This window comes from Streptomyces clavifer, assembly GCF_036345975.1.
Classification (GTDB): Bacteria; Actinomycetota; Actinomycetes; order Streptomycetales; family Streptomycetaceae; genus Streptomyces; species Streptomyces clavifer.
Map to the genome: position 1 here is coordinate 6737447 of NZ_CP107793.1, position 17662 is coordinate 6755108.

The following is a 17662-nucleotide window of genomic DNA, read 5'->3' on the forward strand; positions in this document are numbered from 1 at the left end:
GCGGACCGGGGCCCGTCGGGCTGTCACGGACCGTCGGACCGGGTTTCGTCGGGCCGTGACAGGAGCAGGAGGACCGCCTCATGACGACCGACACCTTCGACGGCTTGCGGACCCGCGACTGGATGCGCCGCTTCGCGGAGTCGGTGTACGCCACCGAGGCCGAGCTGACCGCGCTCGACCAGCAGGCCGGGGACGGCGACTTCGGGACCAACCTCGCTGCCGGTGTCAGTGCCGCCGGGCCGCTGCTCGACCGGATGGGCGGGCCGGTCGGACCGGCGGAGCCGCTGGGCGCCATGGCCACCGCCTTCCTCGACGAGATCGGGGGAACCAGCGGCCCGCTGTTCGGTCTGCTGTTCCAGGCGTTGAGCAGGGCCGCAGCAGGATCCGGGCCCACTCTGACGACGGCCGCCCTCGCCGAGGGTGCCGCCCAGGGTCTGGCCGCGATCCGCCGTGTGGGTGACGCCTCGCCGGGGGACAAGACACTGGTCGACGCGCTGACTCCGGCCGTCGCCGCGTTGCGGGCGGCAGAGGGCGCGTCGCCCGCAACGGCTCTGGCCGCGGCGGCGGACGGCGCGTGGCAGGGGGTGCGGGACACGGCGTCCCTGGCGGCGCGCATGGGCCGGGCCAGCTACCTCGGTGAACGGGCGTCGGGCATTCCGGATCCCGGAGCGGTGGGCGTCGCGCTGTTCTTCGCCTCCGCCAACGGCGCCGTACGCGCCCTGGCGCCCGCCCCGGAGCCCGGCTGACCGCACGGCCACCGGCCGCCGCCCCGGCCGGTCACCGACGCTCGCGCCACTGGTGTTCCCGCACACCCCCGTTCGCCGAAGGGCCAAGGGCCTTGGCCGCCCGGACCGCTCTACGCGCCGATCCGGCTCCGGGCCCACCACACCAGCTCACGGTCGGCAAGGCTGGCGACCCACAGGTCGGCCTGCCCCGACTCCGGGCCGGGCGGGCACGGCCCGACGCCGATGACGCGGAGGCCCGCACGGCGGGCCGATTCCATGCCCGTGAGCGAGTCCTCCACCGCCAGTGCCTCTTCGGGCGGAGCGCCGCAGAGGCGGGCGGCCGCTCTGTAGACGTCGGGTTCCGGCTTCGGTCGTACGCCCTCGCCGGCGACCACGACATGACTGAAGGAGCTGAGGAGCCCGGCGCGGTCGAGGCACGACTCCACCACCTCCCGCGGGCAGTTGCTGGCCACGGCGAGCGGGAGGTGGCGTGCTGCCAGCCGGACGAGCGCGGCGGCCCCGGGCATGGTGACGGGGTCCTGGTCGACCAGTGAGGTGAAGGTGGTGAGGAGCGTGGCGGCCAGGTCATCCGCCAGTTCCGGTTTGCCGGTCTCGTCGGCCATGAGCGCGCCGCACTCGGTGTAGTGCACGCCTTTCGCGCGGTCGGCGAATCCGGCCGGTGGCTTGAGGCCGAACATCCGGAACGTGATGTTCCGGGCGTCCTGCCAGTGTCGTTCCGTGTCCATCAGGGTTCCGTCGCAGTCGAAGACGACGGCGGACGGGGACCACGAAAGGATGTTATGAGCTGTCATTGAACTGCCGTTCTCGGAGGTGGCGCCGAACGGTGAGGTGTCGGCGGGTGCCGGGATGGGGGTGATGCACTCGCGAGACAGAGGCGAGCGATGTCGCGCGTTTCGCGACCACGGGGACGTGAAGGAGTGCGCCGATGGCGGACGTCGTTCACCGCTTTCGGCGGGAGCCGAAAACATCGTGACGGTTACGTTAATTTGACGCCCGCAATTACCGCAATCACCAATTCGAGTGCATGAGAAAGTCCCGGTGCCGGGCGGCCGGCGCTCGAGCGGAGGGCCGAGACGGGGATGGCCGTGCCCCGGGACGCGGTCGACGGGCCTGGTGAACGGTGCTTCAGGTCCCTCGTGACGTCGTTCGCGCTGGAGTCGTCACACGCACACGAAACGATTCTCCCCATCGGGGCGGTGGATTGGGTGAACGGTCGGCCGTGCGTGCAGGGGTGACGAATAATAAGATCTTCGCGCGATGCGACTGTGCCCTCCGTGGGGAGGGTCCCGAATCTCCGATCGTGGCGCTAGTACGTGTGAGCGAAGGTGGAACCGACGTGCAGAACAGGGCTCGTGCAACCCGCAAAATACTGCTGGAATCGGCAGCACATCTCTTTGTCGAACGGGGATATGCGGGAACGAGTGTCAATGACATAAGTGATCACTCGGGGAAAACCAGCGGGGCCATCTATTTCCATTACTCCAGCAAGGAGAATCTGGCCCTGGCCGTGGTCCGGGAGCAGTTCGCCACCTGGCCGCAGATGCTTGCTCCTTATGCCGCGCCCGGAATCCCGCCCCTCGAGAAGCTGGTCGTCCTCAGCTTCGGCATCGCCCGGTCCCTCCGCGAGGACGTCGTGGCGCGGGCGGGCGCCCGGCTGTGGGCGGAACGCCGTGGCATCGAGGCCGCCGTGCCCACGCCGTTCGACGCCTGGGCCCTGGCCGCCACCCGGCTTCTCGCCCAGGCCCGCGCACGGGGTGAACTCGCGGCAGGCATCGAGCCGTCCGCAGCGGCGGTGGCACTCGTCTGTGCCTTCTTCGGGATCTGCACGCTGACCGACGAACTGCCCGGCGGGCGTCGTGACTGGAGGGAGCTGCTGGACCAGTGGTGGACGCTGATGCTGAACTCCCTGCAGGCGGAACCGGACCCCGCTGCTCTGCTCGCCCGTGCGCGGGCACGGACGCCCGTGCAGCTGTGAGCCCCGGCCCGTGGCCCACTGGAGGGGCACGCCCTCCACGCCCTCAAGTGATCCGGTAGGGGCCCGCGCCGGGACCCGAGATCTTGTCCTGGACATGGCGTGCCTGGCCCGCTGTCCGCGGATACGCTGTCCGGAGCAGGATCCAGAGCCGGAGAGGTCTCGAGCCGGAGCAGGGACCGGCACCGGGGAGCCCGGCACGTGGTGCCGCGGCGGAGACCGTGCCGCCCGCGCGCGCGTCGGCCACTCCCGACGGCGTGGCCCTCGACGGCTCGGCGCACGCCGTCACCTCTCGATGGAGCGACCGTGCTGCGGGTGCACTTCACACCGGAGGACCTGGCGAGGGTGCGAGTGGCCCCGGGGCCGGACTTCCTCCGGGAGATCGGCAACAGTGTGCAGACCCTTCAAAGCCGGGACGGTGAGCAGGTGTTCGGTGCGTGGCGTCACCGGGTGCGTCCGCGCCTCTCGGGCAGAGGCCGCCGGCGGTCAGCGCCCACTCCGGCCCGGCCGGCCTGCGCCGGGACTCCGGAAGACGGGGTGGCCGCACCGCCTTGTGACGGTCCGGGCGATCACGGCTCTTTGTGGCGAATCCATGACCCGTCTGTGAATCCGATGTGACCAAGTCATGATCGTTGCTGATGAGTTCATGTCGGACATGTGTTCTTGCGCAGGTCTGAAGACCCGTGGCAGAGTCCCGTCCCGCCTCTGTCGATCATGCGAAGTGCATCACTGGTCCCCGGACCGGGGGCGGTGAAGTGGGGTACTTCGCCGCCGCGTGCACGACAACCGACCAGGAGCGGGGGCAACTGGGAGGTCACGAACGCTCGATGAGCGTCGTGCCGCAGGGGGGGACTGGATCGATGGTGGGCTGGGACAGACGGGGCGGCCGAGTGGCGGCCGGGATGACACTGGTGGCGGCATTCACGCTGCTCGGTCCCGGAGCGCTGCCGGCGGGGGAAGCGGTCGCCGCCGCGGGCTGTGCGGGAGCGCAGCACGACTTCAACGGGGACGGGATCCGCGACACGGTCATCGCCGACCCCGAGGCCACGGTCTCGGGCAAGGAACGTGCCGGACAGATCCACATCGTCTACGGGGGCGACAAGGGAACGTTCCTGCTGTCGCAGGACTCCCCGAACGTGTCGGACGGCGCCGAGACCGACGACCGGTTCGGCTTCTCGTACGCCGTGTACGACGCCAACCTCGACGGCTGCAGCGACATCGCCGTGGGCATCCCGTTCGAGGACATCAACGTGGCGGACGGACCGGTCAAGGACGCGGGACTCGTCCACCTCATCTACGGCTCGCCCACGGGCATCGCCTCCGGAGGGCTCGGCACCATCGGCTTCCGCCAGGGAGCCGACGGAAAGCTCGGCGGCGGATACGAGGCGGAGGACTGGGTCGGATACGCCGTCGCCGCCGGCACATCCGCCAGTGGTATCCCCTTCCTCGTGATCGGAGCCCCCGGAGAGGATGGCGCCGGGGGCAAGGACATGGGGATGTTCCACCACGTCTACGGCACCGGATACAACGTGGCCCACGTCTCGCAGGACTCGGCGGGTGTCTGGGAGGATCCCGAGCCCAACGACCGCTTCGGCGCGTCGATCGCCGCGACGGACCGTCATTTCGTCGTCGGTGCGCCGGGTGAGTCCATCGCCACCACGTCCCAGAACGTGGAGTTCGCCGGAGCCGTCATCGCCTTCCGGCCGTCGATCAACACGGACGGCATCCCGGCCCCGCTCTTCGGCATGGGCCAGGGCCGCAGCGGCAGCGGTGACACGACCGCGCAGGCCGGAGACCAGTACGGCCTCTCGCTGGCCATGGCCCCGTACCGCCCCGCCGGTTCGACCGCGAACAACGACTCGCTTCTCGCAGTCGGCGTACCGGGTGAGGATCTGGCCGACACGGTGGACGCCGGAGCCGTGCACACGTACCACATCAAGGCGGACGGAACCCTTCAGCACCTGAACTGGATCGACCAGAACCAGCCCGAGGTCGAGGGCTCGGCCGAGGCGGGCGACTTCTTCGGACAGCGTCTCGCCGCGGTCAACACCTCTCCGACGGTCACGGGCACCGCCGCCACGATGCGCCTCGCCGTCGCGGCGCCCGGCGAGGAGTCGACCGAGGAGTACCCGGAAGAGGGCGGCGTGCACATCCTCCCGCTGCTCGGTGCCCCGGGCGCCGGTGACAGCTGGATCTCACCCGGCAACGGCATTCCCGCCGTCCGCGCACCCCGGATGCTCACGGGTACGGGTCTCGGCGCGAGCCCGTCGTCGCTGTACGTCGGCATCCCCTACGGCCCCGCCGAGAACAGAGCCGTCCACGCGTTCCCCTGGAACACCCCGAACGGCGGCGCACCCACGCAGAGCCGACGCCCGGGTGAAGGCGGCATACCGGCCGACGGCGTCGCCTTCGGCGCGCAGGTGAGCTGACCGGGGGCGATCGGGCGTACGGCACGCACGTCGTACGCCCGACCCATCGGTGACCGCGGTGCCCCGCGGGCGACGCCGCGACGAACCGCGCACGGCCGCGCAGTCCGCGCACCGCTCCGCCGGGTCACGCACCGGCGCGGAAGGCGGTGCGCCGTCCACATCCGCCACACCCATGCGTGCTGGTCCCCACCGTCATGGGACGGCGGGACCGGCATGCCCGATCCCGCTTCGGGGACCACCGGCCGAACAGCCGGAACGACCAGGGGAGGAACCATTCCTGTGACCAGTCCGATGCGCCCGCCGCGACGCACGGCAAGAGGAAGAACAGCGCTCGCCGCAAGTGCCGTCGTCCTGACCGCATTCGCCCTGGGGTTCGGGCCGGGGGCGCCCTTCACCGCACCCGCCACCGCCCTGGCCGCCGGATGCTCGGGCGTGGACTCCGACTTCAACGGCGACGGCGTCAGGGACACGGTGATCGCCGACCCCGAAGCCGCCGTCAACAACGTTCCGGGGGCCGGCGTGGTCCACATCGTCTACGGAGGCGACAAGGGCAGTGTGCAACTGTCCCAGGAGACGGCCGGTGTCCCGGGAACTGCTGAGCCCGACGACCGGTTCGGCTTCTCGTTCGCCGTCTACGACGCCGACGCCGACGGCTGCAGCGACCTGGCCGTCGGCATCCCGTACGAGGACCTCGACACGGCCCGTGACGCCGGCCTCGTCCAGATCGTCTACGGCTCGGCCGCCGGGCCCGGCGGCGGTAAGGCGGTCAGGGAGCACCTCCAGGGCGCGACCGCGTCGCTCGGCGGAGGTCCGGAGACGGGCGACTGGGTCGGTTACGCCCTGGCAGGCGGGAAGACCGCGGCGGGAAGCTCGTACCTGCTGATCGGCGCCCCCGGCGAAGCACTCGGCACGATCGAGGACGCCGGCGTCTTCTACTACCTCTCCGCCGACGCGGCGACCGCCGTGGGCAACAACCAGGACACCACCACCGCCGGGCCGGTACCGGGGGAGATGGAGGTGGACGACCGCTTCGGCTCGTCGTTCGCGGCCACCCCGACCCACTTCGCCGTGGGAGCACCGGGAGAGGCGATAGGCACCGTGCCGTTCGCCGGAGGAGTCGCCGTCTTCAGCCACACCCTCGTCTCCGGCCTCCCCAAGCCGCTGGTCGGCCTGGCCCAGGACCAGGACGTCATCCAGGGAGCCGAGGAGGCGGGTGACGGTTTCGGCACCGCGCTCGCCATGGTCCCCTACCGGCCCTCGGGGGCCACCTCGACGACCGAGTCCCTGCTCGCCGTCGGTGTCCCCGGCGAGGACCTGTCCACGACGGTCGACGCGGGGGCCGTCCAGGTCTTCCGGGTCACGGCCTCCGGGACCTTCACGCAGGTCTACTGGCTCGACCAGAACACGGCGGACGCCGAGGAGGCGACCGAGGCCGGGGACTTCTTCGGGCAGCGCCTCGCCGCGGTCAACACCGCCCCCAACAGCACCGCTTCGGCCACCACCGTCCGGCTGGCGGTCGGCGTGCCGGGCGAGGAGTCCTCCGAGGAGCACATGGAGAAGGGCGGCGTGCAGATCTTCCCGCTCGTCGGCGCGGCCGGTGCCTCCGACACCTGGATCGACCCGGGCTGGGGCATCCCCGGAGAGCCCGCACCCCGGCAGCTCGCCGGAATGAGCCTGGGCGCCACCCCGTCCGCCCTGTACGTGGGCATGCCCTACGGGCCCGCCGCGGAACACGCCGTCCACTCCTTCAGCTGGAACGTGGCGTCCGGCGGCACGCCCACCCGCACCTTCAAACCCGGTTGGGACGGCGTCCCCACGGGCGACGTCGCGTTCGGAGCCGTGGCCCGTTGATGAACGACCTGGAGAACAGACACATGTCCAGACGCATACGACGCGGCCCTGTGCTGCGCGGCGCGCTCGCCGCGGTGGTGGCCGGCGCGGTCATGACCGGGATCCTGAGCGCCCAGTCGGAGGGCCCCGCCCCCGAGGCGGCACCCGATCCCTCGATCGCCGCCGCGGGCAAGCCGGTGCAGACCGAGGCCGAGGCACTGACCGTCGCCAAGAAGAGCGGCCAGAAGGTCGAGATCCTCGGCATGCGCACCTCGCGCCGTGAGATCTACGCCGAACCGAACGGCACCTTCACGGCCCGCGAGTACACCGACCCCGTCCGTACCTTCCAGGCAGGCACGTGGGTCGACATCGACCGCACACTCGTACGGCACGCCGACGGGACGGTCTCACCGAAGGCCGCGGCGGTCGCGCTGTCCTTCTCGGACGGCACCGCCGGCGAGCCGTTCGTCACGATGAACCAGGCGGGCCGCGAGATGGCCCTCACCTGGCCGTACGGGAAGCTGCCCGCCCCCTCGCTCGACGGCGACACGGCCACGTACAAGGAGGCGCTGCCCGGTGTCGACCTCACGGTGCGCGCCGAGGCGGACGGCTTCGGCCACCTCCTCGTCGTCAAGACCCCCGAGGCCGCGGCCGACCCGCGGCTGGCCCGGCTCGACCTGGGTCTGAGGACCGACGGACTCAAGGTCGAGGAGGACGCCTCCGGCGCCATCAGGGCCGAGGACGCGGCCGTCGGCGGAACCGTCTTCGAGGCCGGCAAGCCCGTCATGTGGGACTCGGCCGCGGTGAAGGAAGCCGCAGCCAGGGCCCAGGGACCCAAGGCCGTGTCGAAGGCACTCGCCGCCGCGGCCGCCGACGCCGCGCCCGCCCCGGCGGTCGCGCCGAAGGCGGCCCTGGCCGGTCCCGGCGGCGGCGGCCGTACCTCGCCGCTGGGCATCGAGGTGGGCAAGGGCAAGCTGTCCCTCGTCCCCGACCAGAAGCTGCTCCGGGGCGACGACACCGTCTTCCCGGTCGTCATCGACCCGATCCAGCGCACCACCTCGCGCACCGCGTGGACCGGCGTGATGTCCGGCATGCCGAGCGAACAGGACTGGAAGTACTCCGGCAGCGCGGGCGTCGGCAAGTGCCCCACCGACTACAGCCCGGTGTCCTGCAACGGCGTGGGGGTGCGCCGGACGCTCTTCACGATGCCCATGTCGTTCTACAAGGGCAAGCAGATCCTCGGCGCGACGTTCTCCGCACGCGTCGAGCACATCTACAGCGCCTCGCCGACCGCCGAACCGATCCGGCTGTACCGCATCGGCGGCAAGAACTACAGCATCACCTCCTCCTCCAGCTGGTCCAACACCTCGGACGACTGGACCGACCACATCGGTACCGTCGACAAGGCCATCTCGCCCACGAGCTGCTCCAGCCAGGCCAACCTGCACTTCGAGGCGGGCGCGAGCGGCGAGCTGACCACCGAGGTCAAGACCGCGGCGGCCGAGGGCTGGTCGTCCATGACGCTGGGTCTGCGGGCCGCCGACGAGTCCCGCCTCCCGGAGTGGAAGCGGGTCTGCGGCAACGCCTACCTGTCGATCAGCTACAACAACCTCCCGCGGAAGATCACGACGCTCTCGCAGAACCCGGGAGGCGTCTGCACCAGCGGCGCCGGCCGCCCGTACTCCGAGGTGCCGCCGCAGCTGCAGGCCGTGGCCAGCGACCCCGACCACGGCAACGGCCTGACCGACAAGGTCAAGGTCGAGTTCAAGGTGGACTGGACGGACCCGGTCACCAAGGAGGCCAAGACCTACTCGTACCTCACTCCGTCCTGGCTCGCGCCCACGTCCGGAACCAAGTTCACCCACACGGTGAAGTCGTCGATCCCGCAGAACACCGTCATCTACTGGAGCGCCCGCGCCTACGACGGTGACGGATACGGCCCCTGGAGCTACGACGGCGACTCCGTGCGCTGCGAGTTCATGTTCGACAAGACGCTGCCGGGCAAGCCGAACGTACTGTCCAAGCAGTACCCGTCCGACTCCGTCTACCACGACGGCGTCGGCACCTACGGCTCCTTCACCTTCGCGCCGAACCCGAACGACTCGGTGCCGGACACCGACATCGTGAAGTACCGGTACGCGTTCGACGGCACCGCCACCCCGGCCACCACGGTCGACGCCGCCACACCCGGCGGGCCCGCCACTGTGAACTGGATGCCCACCCGGTCCGGACGGCACTGGGTCGACGTCATCGCCGTCGACAAGGCGGAGAACCCGAGCACCAAGGCGCACTACGAGTTCCTGGTGACCGAGGGCACCCCGGTCGCCGGCCAGTGGAACCTCGCCGACGAACCGTCGAGCACCGAAGCCCACGACGAGACAGGGGCGTTCTCCGCGAACACCGGCACCGGAGTCACCTTCGGTGTGGAGGGCCCCGGCGGCAAGGCCGACTCGGCCGCCCGCTTCGACGGCACCGGCGCCGCGTACGCCGACGTCAACGAGACGGTGCTGGACTCCTCCGAGAGCTTCAGCGTCAGCGCCTGGGTCCGCCCGAACGGCACCCCCACGCGTGACATGGCGGTCGTCAGCCAGGACGGCACCGGCGAGCCCGGATTCACCCTCGGCTACGACCACGTCGCCGGCACCTGGGCGTTCTCCGTACCGGTGACCGACGTCGACACCCTCGGGCAGTGGAAGGCCGTCGCCACCGGCGTCAGCGTGGTCCCCGACCAGTGGGTGCTGCTGACCGGCGTCTACGACGCGGCCAAGTCCGAGCTGCGCCTCTACATCAACAAGGACTCCAAGGGCACCGCCTCCCGCCGCTCGCTGTGGAAGTCGTACGGACCGCTCCAGATCGGCCGGACCACGGCCAAGAGCGGCTACCGGGACAACTTCTCCGGTGACCTCGCCGAGGTACGTGTCTTCGACCGCGTCCTGCCCGCCGCCCAGGTGGCGGAGATGATGACGGTCAAGCCGAACCGCATGAACTACTGGCAGCTCGACGCTGCCACCGCAGGCGCCTCCGCGGACACCGGCAGCGGTCAGAAGCTGACCCTCGCCGGAAACGCCTCGATCTACAACGCGCCCACGGACGATCCGTACTTCGAGGGCCCGTACCCGATGGTCGGCGCGGGGCACCTGGTGCTCGACGGTGACGGGGACTACGCGTCCACGGCCACCGCTCCCGTCACCGGCGCGGCCAGCTTCACCGCGACGGCCCGCGTGCAGCTCACCACGCTGGACGCGACCGTGCCGCAGACGGTTCTCTCGCTGCCCGGCGCGGCCGCCAACCGGCTCGCGGTCCGCTACCGGCCCGCCGCCGACGCGGAGTCCTCCTCGACGTGGGAACTGGCGGTCGCCGAGTCCGACTCGGCGTCGGCGACGGTGAAGACCTTCACCGACGACCAGACGCTCCCGGACGTCGACATGGCCGGTCAGCACCTCGCCGTGGTCTACGACGCGTTCGCCAACGAGATCCGGCTGTACGTGGCCGGTCAGCTGGCCGACATCGCGCACGGCACCGACGACACCCTCTGGGGCGCCACCGGGGCACTGCAGGTGGGCCGTTCGGCCCTCGGCGGCGGCAGCGAGTACTTCGCGGGCGCCATCGACGAGGTCCGCGTGTACAGCGGGGCCGCCGACCGGACCGCGATCCAGCAGATGGCCAACGGGACACCGCTCCCGAACATGTGATCCCCCCGGGCGGGTGTGCCGGTTCCCAGCGGAACCGGCACACCCGCCCGCTTCAGTCCCATCCCTCACTACGTGCGGAGACACGTGATGGCATTCAGAGGCCGGTTGTTGAACCGGCGCCTACCCGGGCGGTTGCTCATGGCGACCGCCCTGGGAATCACCCTCGCCCTGACCGGCAGCACAGTCCAGGCCGTGCCGTCGGCGCCGGGTCAGGAAGGACGCGGAAGGCCTGGTGTCCAGGACTTCGGCGATCCCGTGGAAGGTAAGGACGCGCAGGCGAAGAAGCGCCCTGCCGACGAGGCGAGGAAGGCCGCCGTCAAGCGGCTGGACGAGGTTGTCTGGCCGGCCGGCGGCAGCGCGAAGGTCGCCGTGGCCACCACGTCCCCCGTGGAGGAGACCGTCGGCGGGCTGCCCGTCGCGGTCACCGCGATCACGTCCAAGACGTCCAAGAAGACCGTGCAGCCGGCCGGTCCGGCCGAGGTCGAGGTCGCCGTACTGCCCGCGAAGCGGGCGGCGGCCATCGGCGCCGGCGCGCTGATGCGCGTCGAGCGCACGGACGCGGCGGTGAAGGCCGCGAAGGTCCGCCTCTCCGTGGACTACGCGAAGTTCGCCGACGCGTACGGCGGCGACTACGGGGCCCGCCTGCAGCTCGTCCAGCTCCCCGCCTGTGCGGCCGTGGCGACCCCCGGCAGCAAGGCCTGCCCGGAGCAGGCCAGGCCCCTCGCCACGGTGAACGACGCCGAGGACCGCACCGTCTCGGCCGACGTCCAGGCCACCGCGGCACCCGCCTCGGCCATGACGGCGAAGGCCGCTCCGAGTGCGGCACCGCTCGTCGCCCTCGCCGCGGGCCCGTCCTCCGCCCAGGGCAGCTACAAGGCGACCGCGCTCGCCCCGTCCGCGAGCTGGAGCGTCGCCAACTCGTCCGGAGGCTTCAGCTGGAGCTATCCGCTGCGCACGGTCCCCACACCGGGTGGACAGTCGCCGAGCATCGGGCTGGGCTACTCCTCGCAGTCCGCCGACGGCCGCACCTCGGTGACCAACAACCAGGGCTCCTGGGTCGGTGAGGGCTTCTCGTACGACCCGGGGTACATCGAGCGCCGCTACAAGCCGTGTTCCGACGACGGGCACTCCACGTCGGCCGAGCAGTGCTGGGCCTTCGACAACGCCACGATCATGCTCAACGGCAGCTCGTCCGAACTCATCAAGGACGACGAGACCGGTGACTGGAAGTTCTCGTCCGACGACGGCACCAAGGTCGAGAAGCTGACCGGGGCGACGAACGGCGACAACGACGGCGAGCACTGGAAGGTCACCACCGCCGACGGCACGGAGTACTGGTTCGGGCTGAACCGCCTCCCGGGCTGGACCGACGGCAAGGAGACCACGGACTCCACCTGGACCGTGCCCGTCTTCGGCGACGACTCCGGCGAGCCCTGCTACAACGCCACGTTCACCAGCGCCCACTGCAAGCAGGCCTGGCGCTGGAGCCTGGACCACGTCAAGGACACCCACGGCAACGTGATGTCCTACTTCTACGCTCCTGAGACGAACCACTACGCCCTCAACGGCAAGACGGACGTCAACGGCACCGCCTACCACCGCGGCGGCTACCTGAAGCGGGTCGACTACGGCCAGCGCGACGGCCAGGCCTACGCGGCCAAGGCACCCGCCCGCGTCGTGTTCGACGTGGCCGAACGCTGCCTGCCCACCGACGACTTCGACTGCGCGGAGTCCAAGCGGACCAAGGCGAACGCGAAGTACTGGCCGGACACCCCCGTCGACCAGGAGTGCAAGGCGTCCACCAAGTGCACCGTGGGCCAGACGTTCTGGACCACGAAGCGACTGACGGGCATCACCACCCAGATGCGCAAGAACGCCACCGAGTACCAGGACGTGGACGCGTGGACCTTCACCCACCTGTTCACCGACAACGGTGACGACTCCAAGACCCTCTGGCTGTCGAAGATCGACCACGAGGGCCGGGTCGGCACGGCGGCGAAGCTGCCGACGCTCGAACTCTACGGCGAGCAGCTCGTCAACCGCGTCGACGCCATCGGCGACAACATCGCCCCCTTCCACCGCTTCCGGCTCGCGGCAGTCCTCAGCGAGACGGGTGCGCAGCTGGACGTCAACTACGCGGCGACCGACTGCACCAAGGCCGCCCTGCCCAAGCCGGGCGAGTCGGCCAAGCGCTGCTACCCGGTGAAGTGGGCCCCGCCCGGCACGGTCGAACCGATCACGGACTGGTTCCACAAGTACGTCGTCGCCGAGATCGTCGAGACCGACCGCACGGGAGGCGGCGACAGCCTCGTCACCCGCTACGACTACCAGGGTGACGCGGCCTGGCGCAAGGCGAAGCCGGACGGCATCACGGAGGACAAGTACCTCACGTGGGGCGGCTGGCAGGGCTACGGCAAGGTCAAGGTGACCAGCGGCAGCGCCGACAAGCAGACCTCGCGGATCGACTACACGTATCTGCAGGGCATGGACGGCGACAAGGACCCGGACGGCGGGACCCGTTCGGTGAAGGTCAAGGACTCCACGGGTGCGGAGTACACCTCCTCGGAGGAGTTCACCGGCCACCAGCTGGAGGCCACCACCTACGACGGAACCAAGGCCGTTTCCAGGACGATCAGTACGCCCTGGAAATACACCACGGCCACCCAGACCCGCAGCTGGGGCACCACTCATGCGGTGATCGTGCGTTCCGATGTCGAGCGCGGCTTCAGCCTGCTGTCCGACGGGACCTGGCGCGAGTCGAAGGTCACGACCAAGTACGACACCACGAAGGGCACCGGCCGCGTTGTCGAGGTCGACGATCAGGGCGACGTCTCCACGACCACTGACGACACCTGTGTCCGCACGTGGTACGTCGACAACACCGCCACCAACCTTCTCACCCTGCCCTCGCGCAGCGAGTCGGTAGGCGTCAAGTGCTCGGCCACCCCGGACCGCAAGACACAGGTCCACGCGGACGAGCGCACTTCGTACGACGGCAAGGCGTTCGGTGAGGCCCCGACCAAGGGCGACGCCACGAAGACCGAGCGTCTGACCGCTCACAACGGAACCACGGGCACCTACCAGGTCACCGGCACGACGACCTACGACGCCTTCGGCCGCCCGCTGTCGCAGAAGGATGCGAACCTGGCGGAGACGAAGACCGCGTACACGGACGTCAACGGCCTCATCTCGCAGACCAAGAGCACCAACGCGCTGAACCACGTCACGACCACCGACTACGCCCCCGCGTGGGGCATGTCGGCGGGCCAGACCGACCCGAACGGCAAGCGCACCGACCTGGCCTACGACGGCCTGGGCCGCCTGACCTCGGTCTGGCTCCCGGACCGCGCGAAGACCCAGACCCCGAGCATCAAGTACTCGTACAACGTCCGGCGCGACAAGGTCGTCGCGATCAAGACGGAGAAGATCGAGAACGACGGTTCCTACGGCGCGGAGTACCAGCTGTACGACGGTCTGCTGCGGCCGCGGCAGATTCAGACGGAGGGCCCCGGCGGCACGCGCATGGTTGCCGACTCCTTCTACGACGGCAGCGGCAAGGTCAAGAAGACCAACGCCACGTACAACGCTGCCGGAGTCGCGTCGGACGAGCTGTTGATCGTCCACAACGGCGAGGTCGGTCAGCAGAGTCTGCTGGAGTACGACGGTCTCGGCCGCTCGACTGCACAGATCATGGCGGTCTCCGGTGTCGAGCAGTGGCGCACCACGACGGCGTACGACGGGGAGCGGACGACGGTCGACCCGCCGGCCGGAGGCGTTCCGACCACCACGGTGAACGACGCCTCGGGTAACACCAAGGAGATCTGGCACTACCGGGGGGCCTCCCCGAACCCTCTGTCGGGCTACGACGTCACCAAGTACACGTTCACGCCGAAGAACGAGCTCGAGACGGTCGTCGACGCCAAGGGCAACGTGTGGCGCTACGAGTACGACCAGCTGGGCCGCAAGACGAAGAGCGTGGATCCGGACGCGGGTACGTCGACCACTGAATACGACGCGCTCGACCGTCCCGTCTCGTCCACGGACGGCCGGGGCAAGAAGCTCTCCACGGTCTACGACAAGCTCGGCCGTACCCTGTCCACCTGGGAAGGCGAGCCCACCACGGGCACCAGGCTCACGGAGACCCGATACGACAAGGCCGGTCTGCTGGGCCAGGCATGGGCCGACATCAGCCACATCTCTCCGACGGAGTCATTCGGAACGGTCGTCCAGACGATGGACGACTTCTACCGCCCGCTGCAGACGAACTACGTGGTGCCCGCATCTCAGGGTTCGCTCGCCGGCACGTACAGCTTCACCTCGGCGTACAACCGCGACGGCACCGTCCAGTCGAGCGGCTTGCCTGCGGCAGGGGACCTGCCGGCCGAGGTGCTGGTCACCGGGTACGACTCCCTGCAGCGTCCGACGACGCTGACGGGCTCGACCCCTTATGTCACCGGCACCGTCTACTCCGACGAGAGCCACGTCCAGCAGCTGGAGCTCTCCACCGGGAGCGGCAAGAAGGTCTGGCAGACCTTCGACTACGAGACCGGTACGGACAGGCTGACCCGCTCGGTGGTCGATGTGGCCGGGGCGTCCGCACCGGCCAAGGAGTCCAACTACTCCTACGACCAGGCAGGAAACGTCCTCTCCATCTCGGACACGGCCAATTCGGCCAAGCCTGATGTTCAGTGCTTCGCCTACGACGCGCGCCAGCGCCTGGCCGAGGCATGGAGTCCGGCATCGACCGTGGCGAACGCAGGAGGCAGTGGAACCACCGGATCTGTGGCGCCGGTGGAGGGCTCGGGACCGACGGCATGCCAGGCCGCTCCGGGTGCGAACCCACTGGGCGGCCCGGCGCCGTACTGGAAGTCGTACACCACGGACGCCATCGGCAACCGCACGTCCGAGACGGTGCACGACACGGCCCTCGACGCAGCACAGAACATCACGCGCGACTACACCTACGGTGGTGCCGGAGCCCTCGGCGACGGTCCGCACCAGGTGACGAAGGCCGTCGAAAGCACTCCTACGGGTGACCGTCAGTCCACCTACGAGTACGACGACAGCGGCAGCGCCACCAAGCGCACCATCGGCGGCAACGCCCAGATCCTGGAATGGACCGCAACCGGCAGGCTCGCCAAGGCGAAGGAGGCCAACGGCTCCGAGACGACCTACCTGTACGGCAGCGACGGCAGCCGGGTCCAGCGCAAGGATTCCACGGGCACGACCGTGTACCTGCCCGGCATGGAGCTCAAGCTCTCGGCCGACGGCACGAAGAAGGAAGCCACGCGCTACTACGGGCACGCCGGTCAGACGGTCGCGATTCGGGCGAACGACGGCAAGGTGTCCTTCCTCGCATCCGACCATCACGGCACGGGCGAACTCGCGATCGACTCCGCGACCGGCGCGGTCACCCAGCGCCGCTTCGACCCCTACGGCGTCGAGCGCGGTGAGGCCACCGGCAGCTGGCCGGGGGAAAAGGGCTTCGTCGGCGGCACCATCGACAAGTCGACCGGCCTGACCCACCTGGGCGCTCGTGAATACGACGCGGCCATAGGCAAGTTCATCTCCGTCGACCCGCTGATCGACTACACACAACCGCAGCAGATCAACGGATACGCCTACGCGAACAACAGCCCGGTCACCCATGCCGACCCGAGCGGCATGGCCATTCCCGAGTGCATGCAAGGGCTCATCGAGTGCCGGGGAGGCATGCCGGTCACCGGCGGGAAGTCCGACCCGGTGAAGCAGGCCGAGCAGAACTCCAACGAGGCCGGTGCCGCACTGGCGGGTGCGCAGGGCCAGCAGTCCGCCGCGAAGCAGCGCATCAAGTCCTCGGCCAAGGCCCTGGTCAAGATTGCCCGGGACATCCTCGGCGTCGACGCGGCGCTCGACTGCGTCTCCAGCGGTGACATGGGTGCCTGCGGCGAGACGCTGCTCAACATCGCGGGCAGCTTCGCAGGAGGTCTCGCCGGAAAGATCCTGGCCAAGTACGGCGCTCCGTGGAACTGGGCCAAGGGAGCCAGACTCGCCAAGCGAGTGGTCGGACTGGTCGGCGACCTCGTCGGCGGCGTCAAGGACCTGTGGAATTCCAGCAAGGCGGTCAGCAAGGCGAAGGACGGGGTGGCCAGGGCCAAGGACGCACTGGCCGCGGCCAAGAAGAAGGCCGCCGCCGCCCTCAAGAAGGGTGACGGTTCCTGCCCGGTCAAGCCGGCCAACCACAGTTTCCTTCCGGGCACGAAGGTTCTGCTCGCCGATGGCACCACGAAGCCGATCGAGGACGTCGAGCTCGGTGACAAGGTCACCGTCACCGATCCCGAGACCGGCGAGACGACCCTGCGTGAGGTCGTCGGTACGATCGTGACCGAGGACGACAAGCACTTCGTCGACCTTGCGATGCGAAACGAATCCGGCGCACAGGAATCCCTGGTTTCGACGACGACCCACCCGTTCTGGGCAGTCTCCGAGGGCCGCTGGATCGAGGCCGGGGACCTGCGCCCCGGCATGACCCTGCGTACGGGGGACGGCGACACGGTCACCCTCGCGGAAACCCGCTACTTCGAGAAGCGTCAGCGGACCCACGACCTGACGGTGTCCGGGGTACACACGTACTACGTGGCGGCGGGGGCTACGCCGGTCCTGGTTCACAACTGCGGTCTTATTGATGAAGACCACGTTCATGTGAACAGTCTGAACGAGGGGCGTGACGTAGCCAGGGCACAGGCGGGCCTGGGGGATGACGCAGTTCCGTTCAAGCAGGAACTGGGGCCCATGAAGGACAAGGTCTACTCGGGAATGCAGAGCCCGGATGGGCTGCGTGGCTGGAGGATGGACTTTGATCCAAAATCACCCAAGGGTGTGCACATCAACTGGTGGGACAAGACCAGCGGCCCCAAGCGGAGTTCTGGCTGGAGAAATGGGGCTGTCATACTGGATGGCATGACAGAGGGTGGCTATCGTGCCATCATGAACCGCTTCCCGCACACTTAGGCC

Annotated in this window: 7 protein-coding genes and 1 pseudogene; 7 read left to right on the top strand and 1 reads right to left on the bottom strand. The window is 69.6% G+C overall.

All coding sequences use genetic code 11. The annotated features are described in order from the left end of the window. Positions 1-80 precede the first annotated feature (80 nt). Positions 81-746: a dihydroxyacetone kinase subunit DhaL gene (dhaL, locus tag OG927_RS29320; protein WP_330321055.1), complete on the top strand. Its 666-nt coding sequence runs from the start codon at positions 81-83 to the stop codon at positions 744-746. Between the two features lie 110 nt (positions 747-856). Here dhaL and OG927_RS29325 read toward each other — a convergent pair whose 3' ends face one another. Beyond that, positions 857-1537 carry an HAD family hydrolase gene (locus OG927_RS29325; protein ID WP_056790547.1) on the bottom strand — a complete coding sequence of 227 codons (681 nt, stop codon included), beginning with the start codon at positions 1535-1537 and terminating at the stop codon, positions 857-859. A gap of 545 nt (positions 1538-2082) precedes the next feature. Between OG927_RS29325 and OG927_RS29330 the strand changes: the two genes are divergently transcribed. From OG927_RS29330 to OG927_RS29355, 6 genes and pseudogenes are all read left to right on the top strand, one after another. Next, positions 2083-2721 (top strand): ScbR family autoregulator-binding transcription factor, encoded by a 639-nt coding sequence (locus OG927_RS29330; RefSeq protein ID WP_330321056.1) that lies wholly within the window; start codon positions 2083-2085, stop codon positions 2719-2721. A 303-nt stretch (positions 2722-3024) separates the two neighbouring features. Further along, positions 3025-3225: pseudogene (locus OG927_RS29335) on the top strand (transcriptional regulator); the annotation flags it as partial. Between the two features lie 404 nt (positions 3226-3629). Further along, on the top strand, positions 3630-5147 hold the full coding sequence (locus tag OG927_RS29340; RefSeq protein WP_330321057.1) for a VCBS repeat-containing protein: 1518 nt from the start codon (positions 3630-3632) through the stop codon (positions 5145-5147). A gap of 279 nt (positions 5148-5426) precedes the next feature. Continuing rightward, the gene (locus tag OG927_RS29345) at positions 5427-6998 is read left to right on the top strand and encodes a VCBS repeat-containing protein (RefSeq protein ID WP_274923055.1); all 1572 of its coding nucleotides are present in this window, start codon (positions 5427-5429) and stop codon (positions 6996-6998) included. Positions 6999-7021: 23 nt separating this feature from the next. Further along, positions 7022-10669 carry a LamG domain-containing protein gene (locus OG927_RS29350; protein ID WP_157862848.1) on the top strand — a complete coding sequence of 1216 codons (3648 nt, stop codon included), beginning with the start codon at positions 7022-7024 and terminating at the stop codon, positions 10667-10669. 138 nt (positions 10670-10807) lie between these two features. After that, positions 10808-17659 (top strand): polymorphic toxin-type HINT domain-containing protein, encoded by a 6852-nt coding sequence (locus OG927_RS29355; protein WP_330321058.1) that lies wholly within the window; start codon positions 10808-10810, stop codon positions 17657-17659. The last annotated feature ends 3 nt before the right edge of the window (positions 17660-17662 follow it).

What these genes read in the sequence shown, in the direction of transcription:
- OG927_RS29355 (WP_330321058.1), top strand. Translation starts at nt 10,808, where the DNA reads ATGGCGACCGCCCTGGGAATCACCCTCGCCCTGACCGGCAGCACAGTC.
- dhaL (WP_330321055.1), top strand. Translation starts at nt 81, where the DNA reads ATGACGACCGACACCTTCGACGGCTTGCGGACCCGCGACTGGATGCGC.
- OG927_RS29350 (WP_157862848.1), top strand. Translation starts at nt 7,022, where the DNA reads ATGTCCAGACGCATACGACGCGGCCCTGTGCTGCGCGGCGCGCTCGCC.
- OG927_RS29325 (WP_056790547.1), bottom strand. Translation starts at nt 1,537, where the DNA reads ATGACAGCTCATAACATCCTTTCGTGGTCCCCGTCCGCCGTCGTCTTC.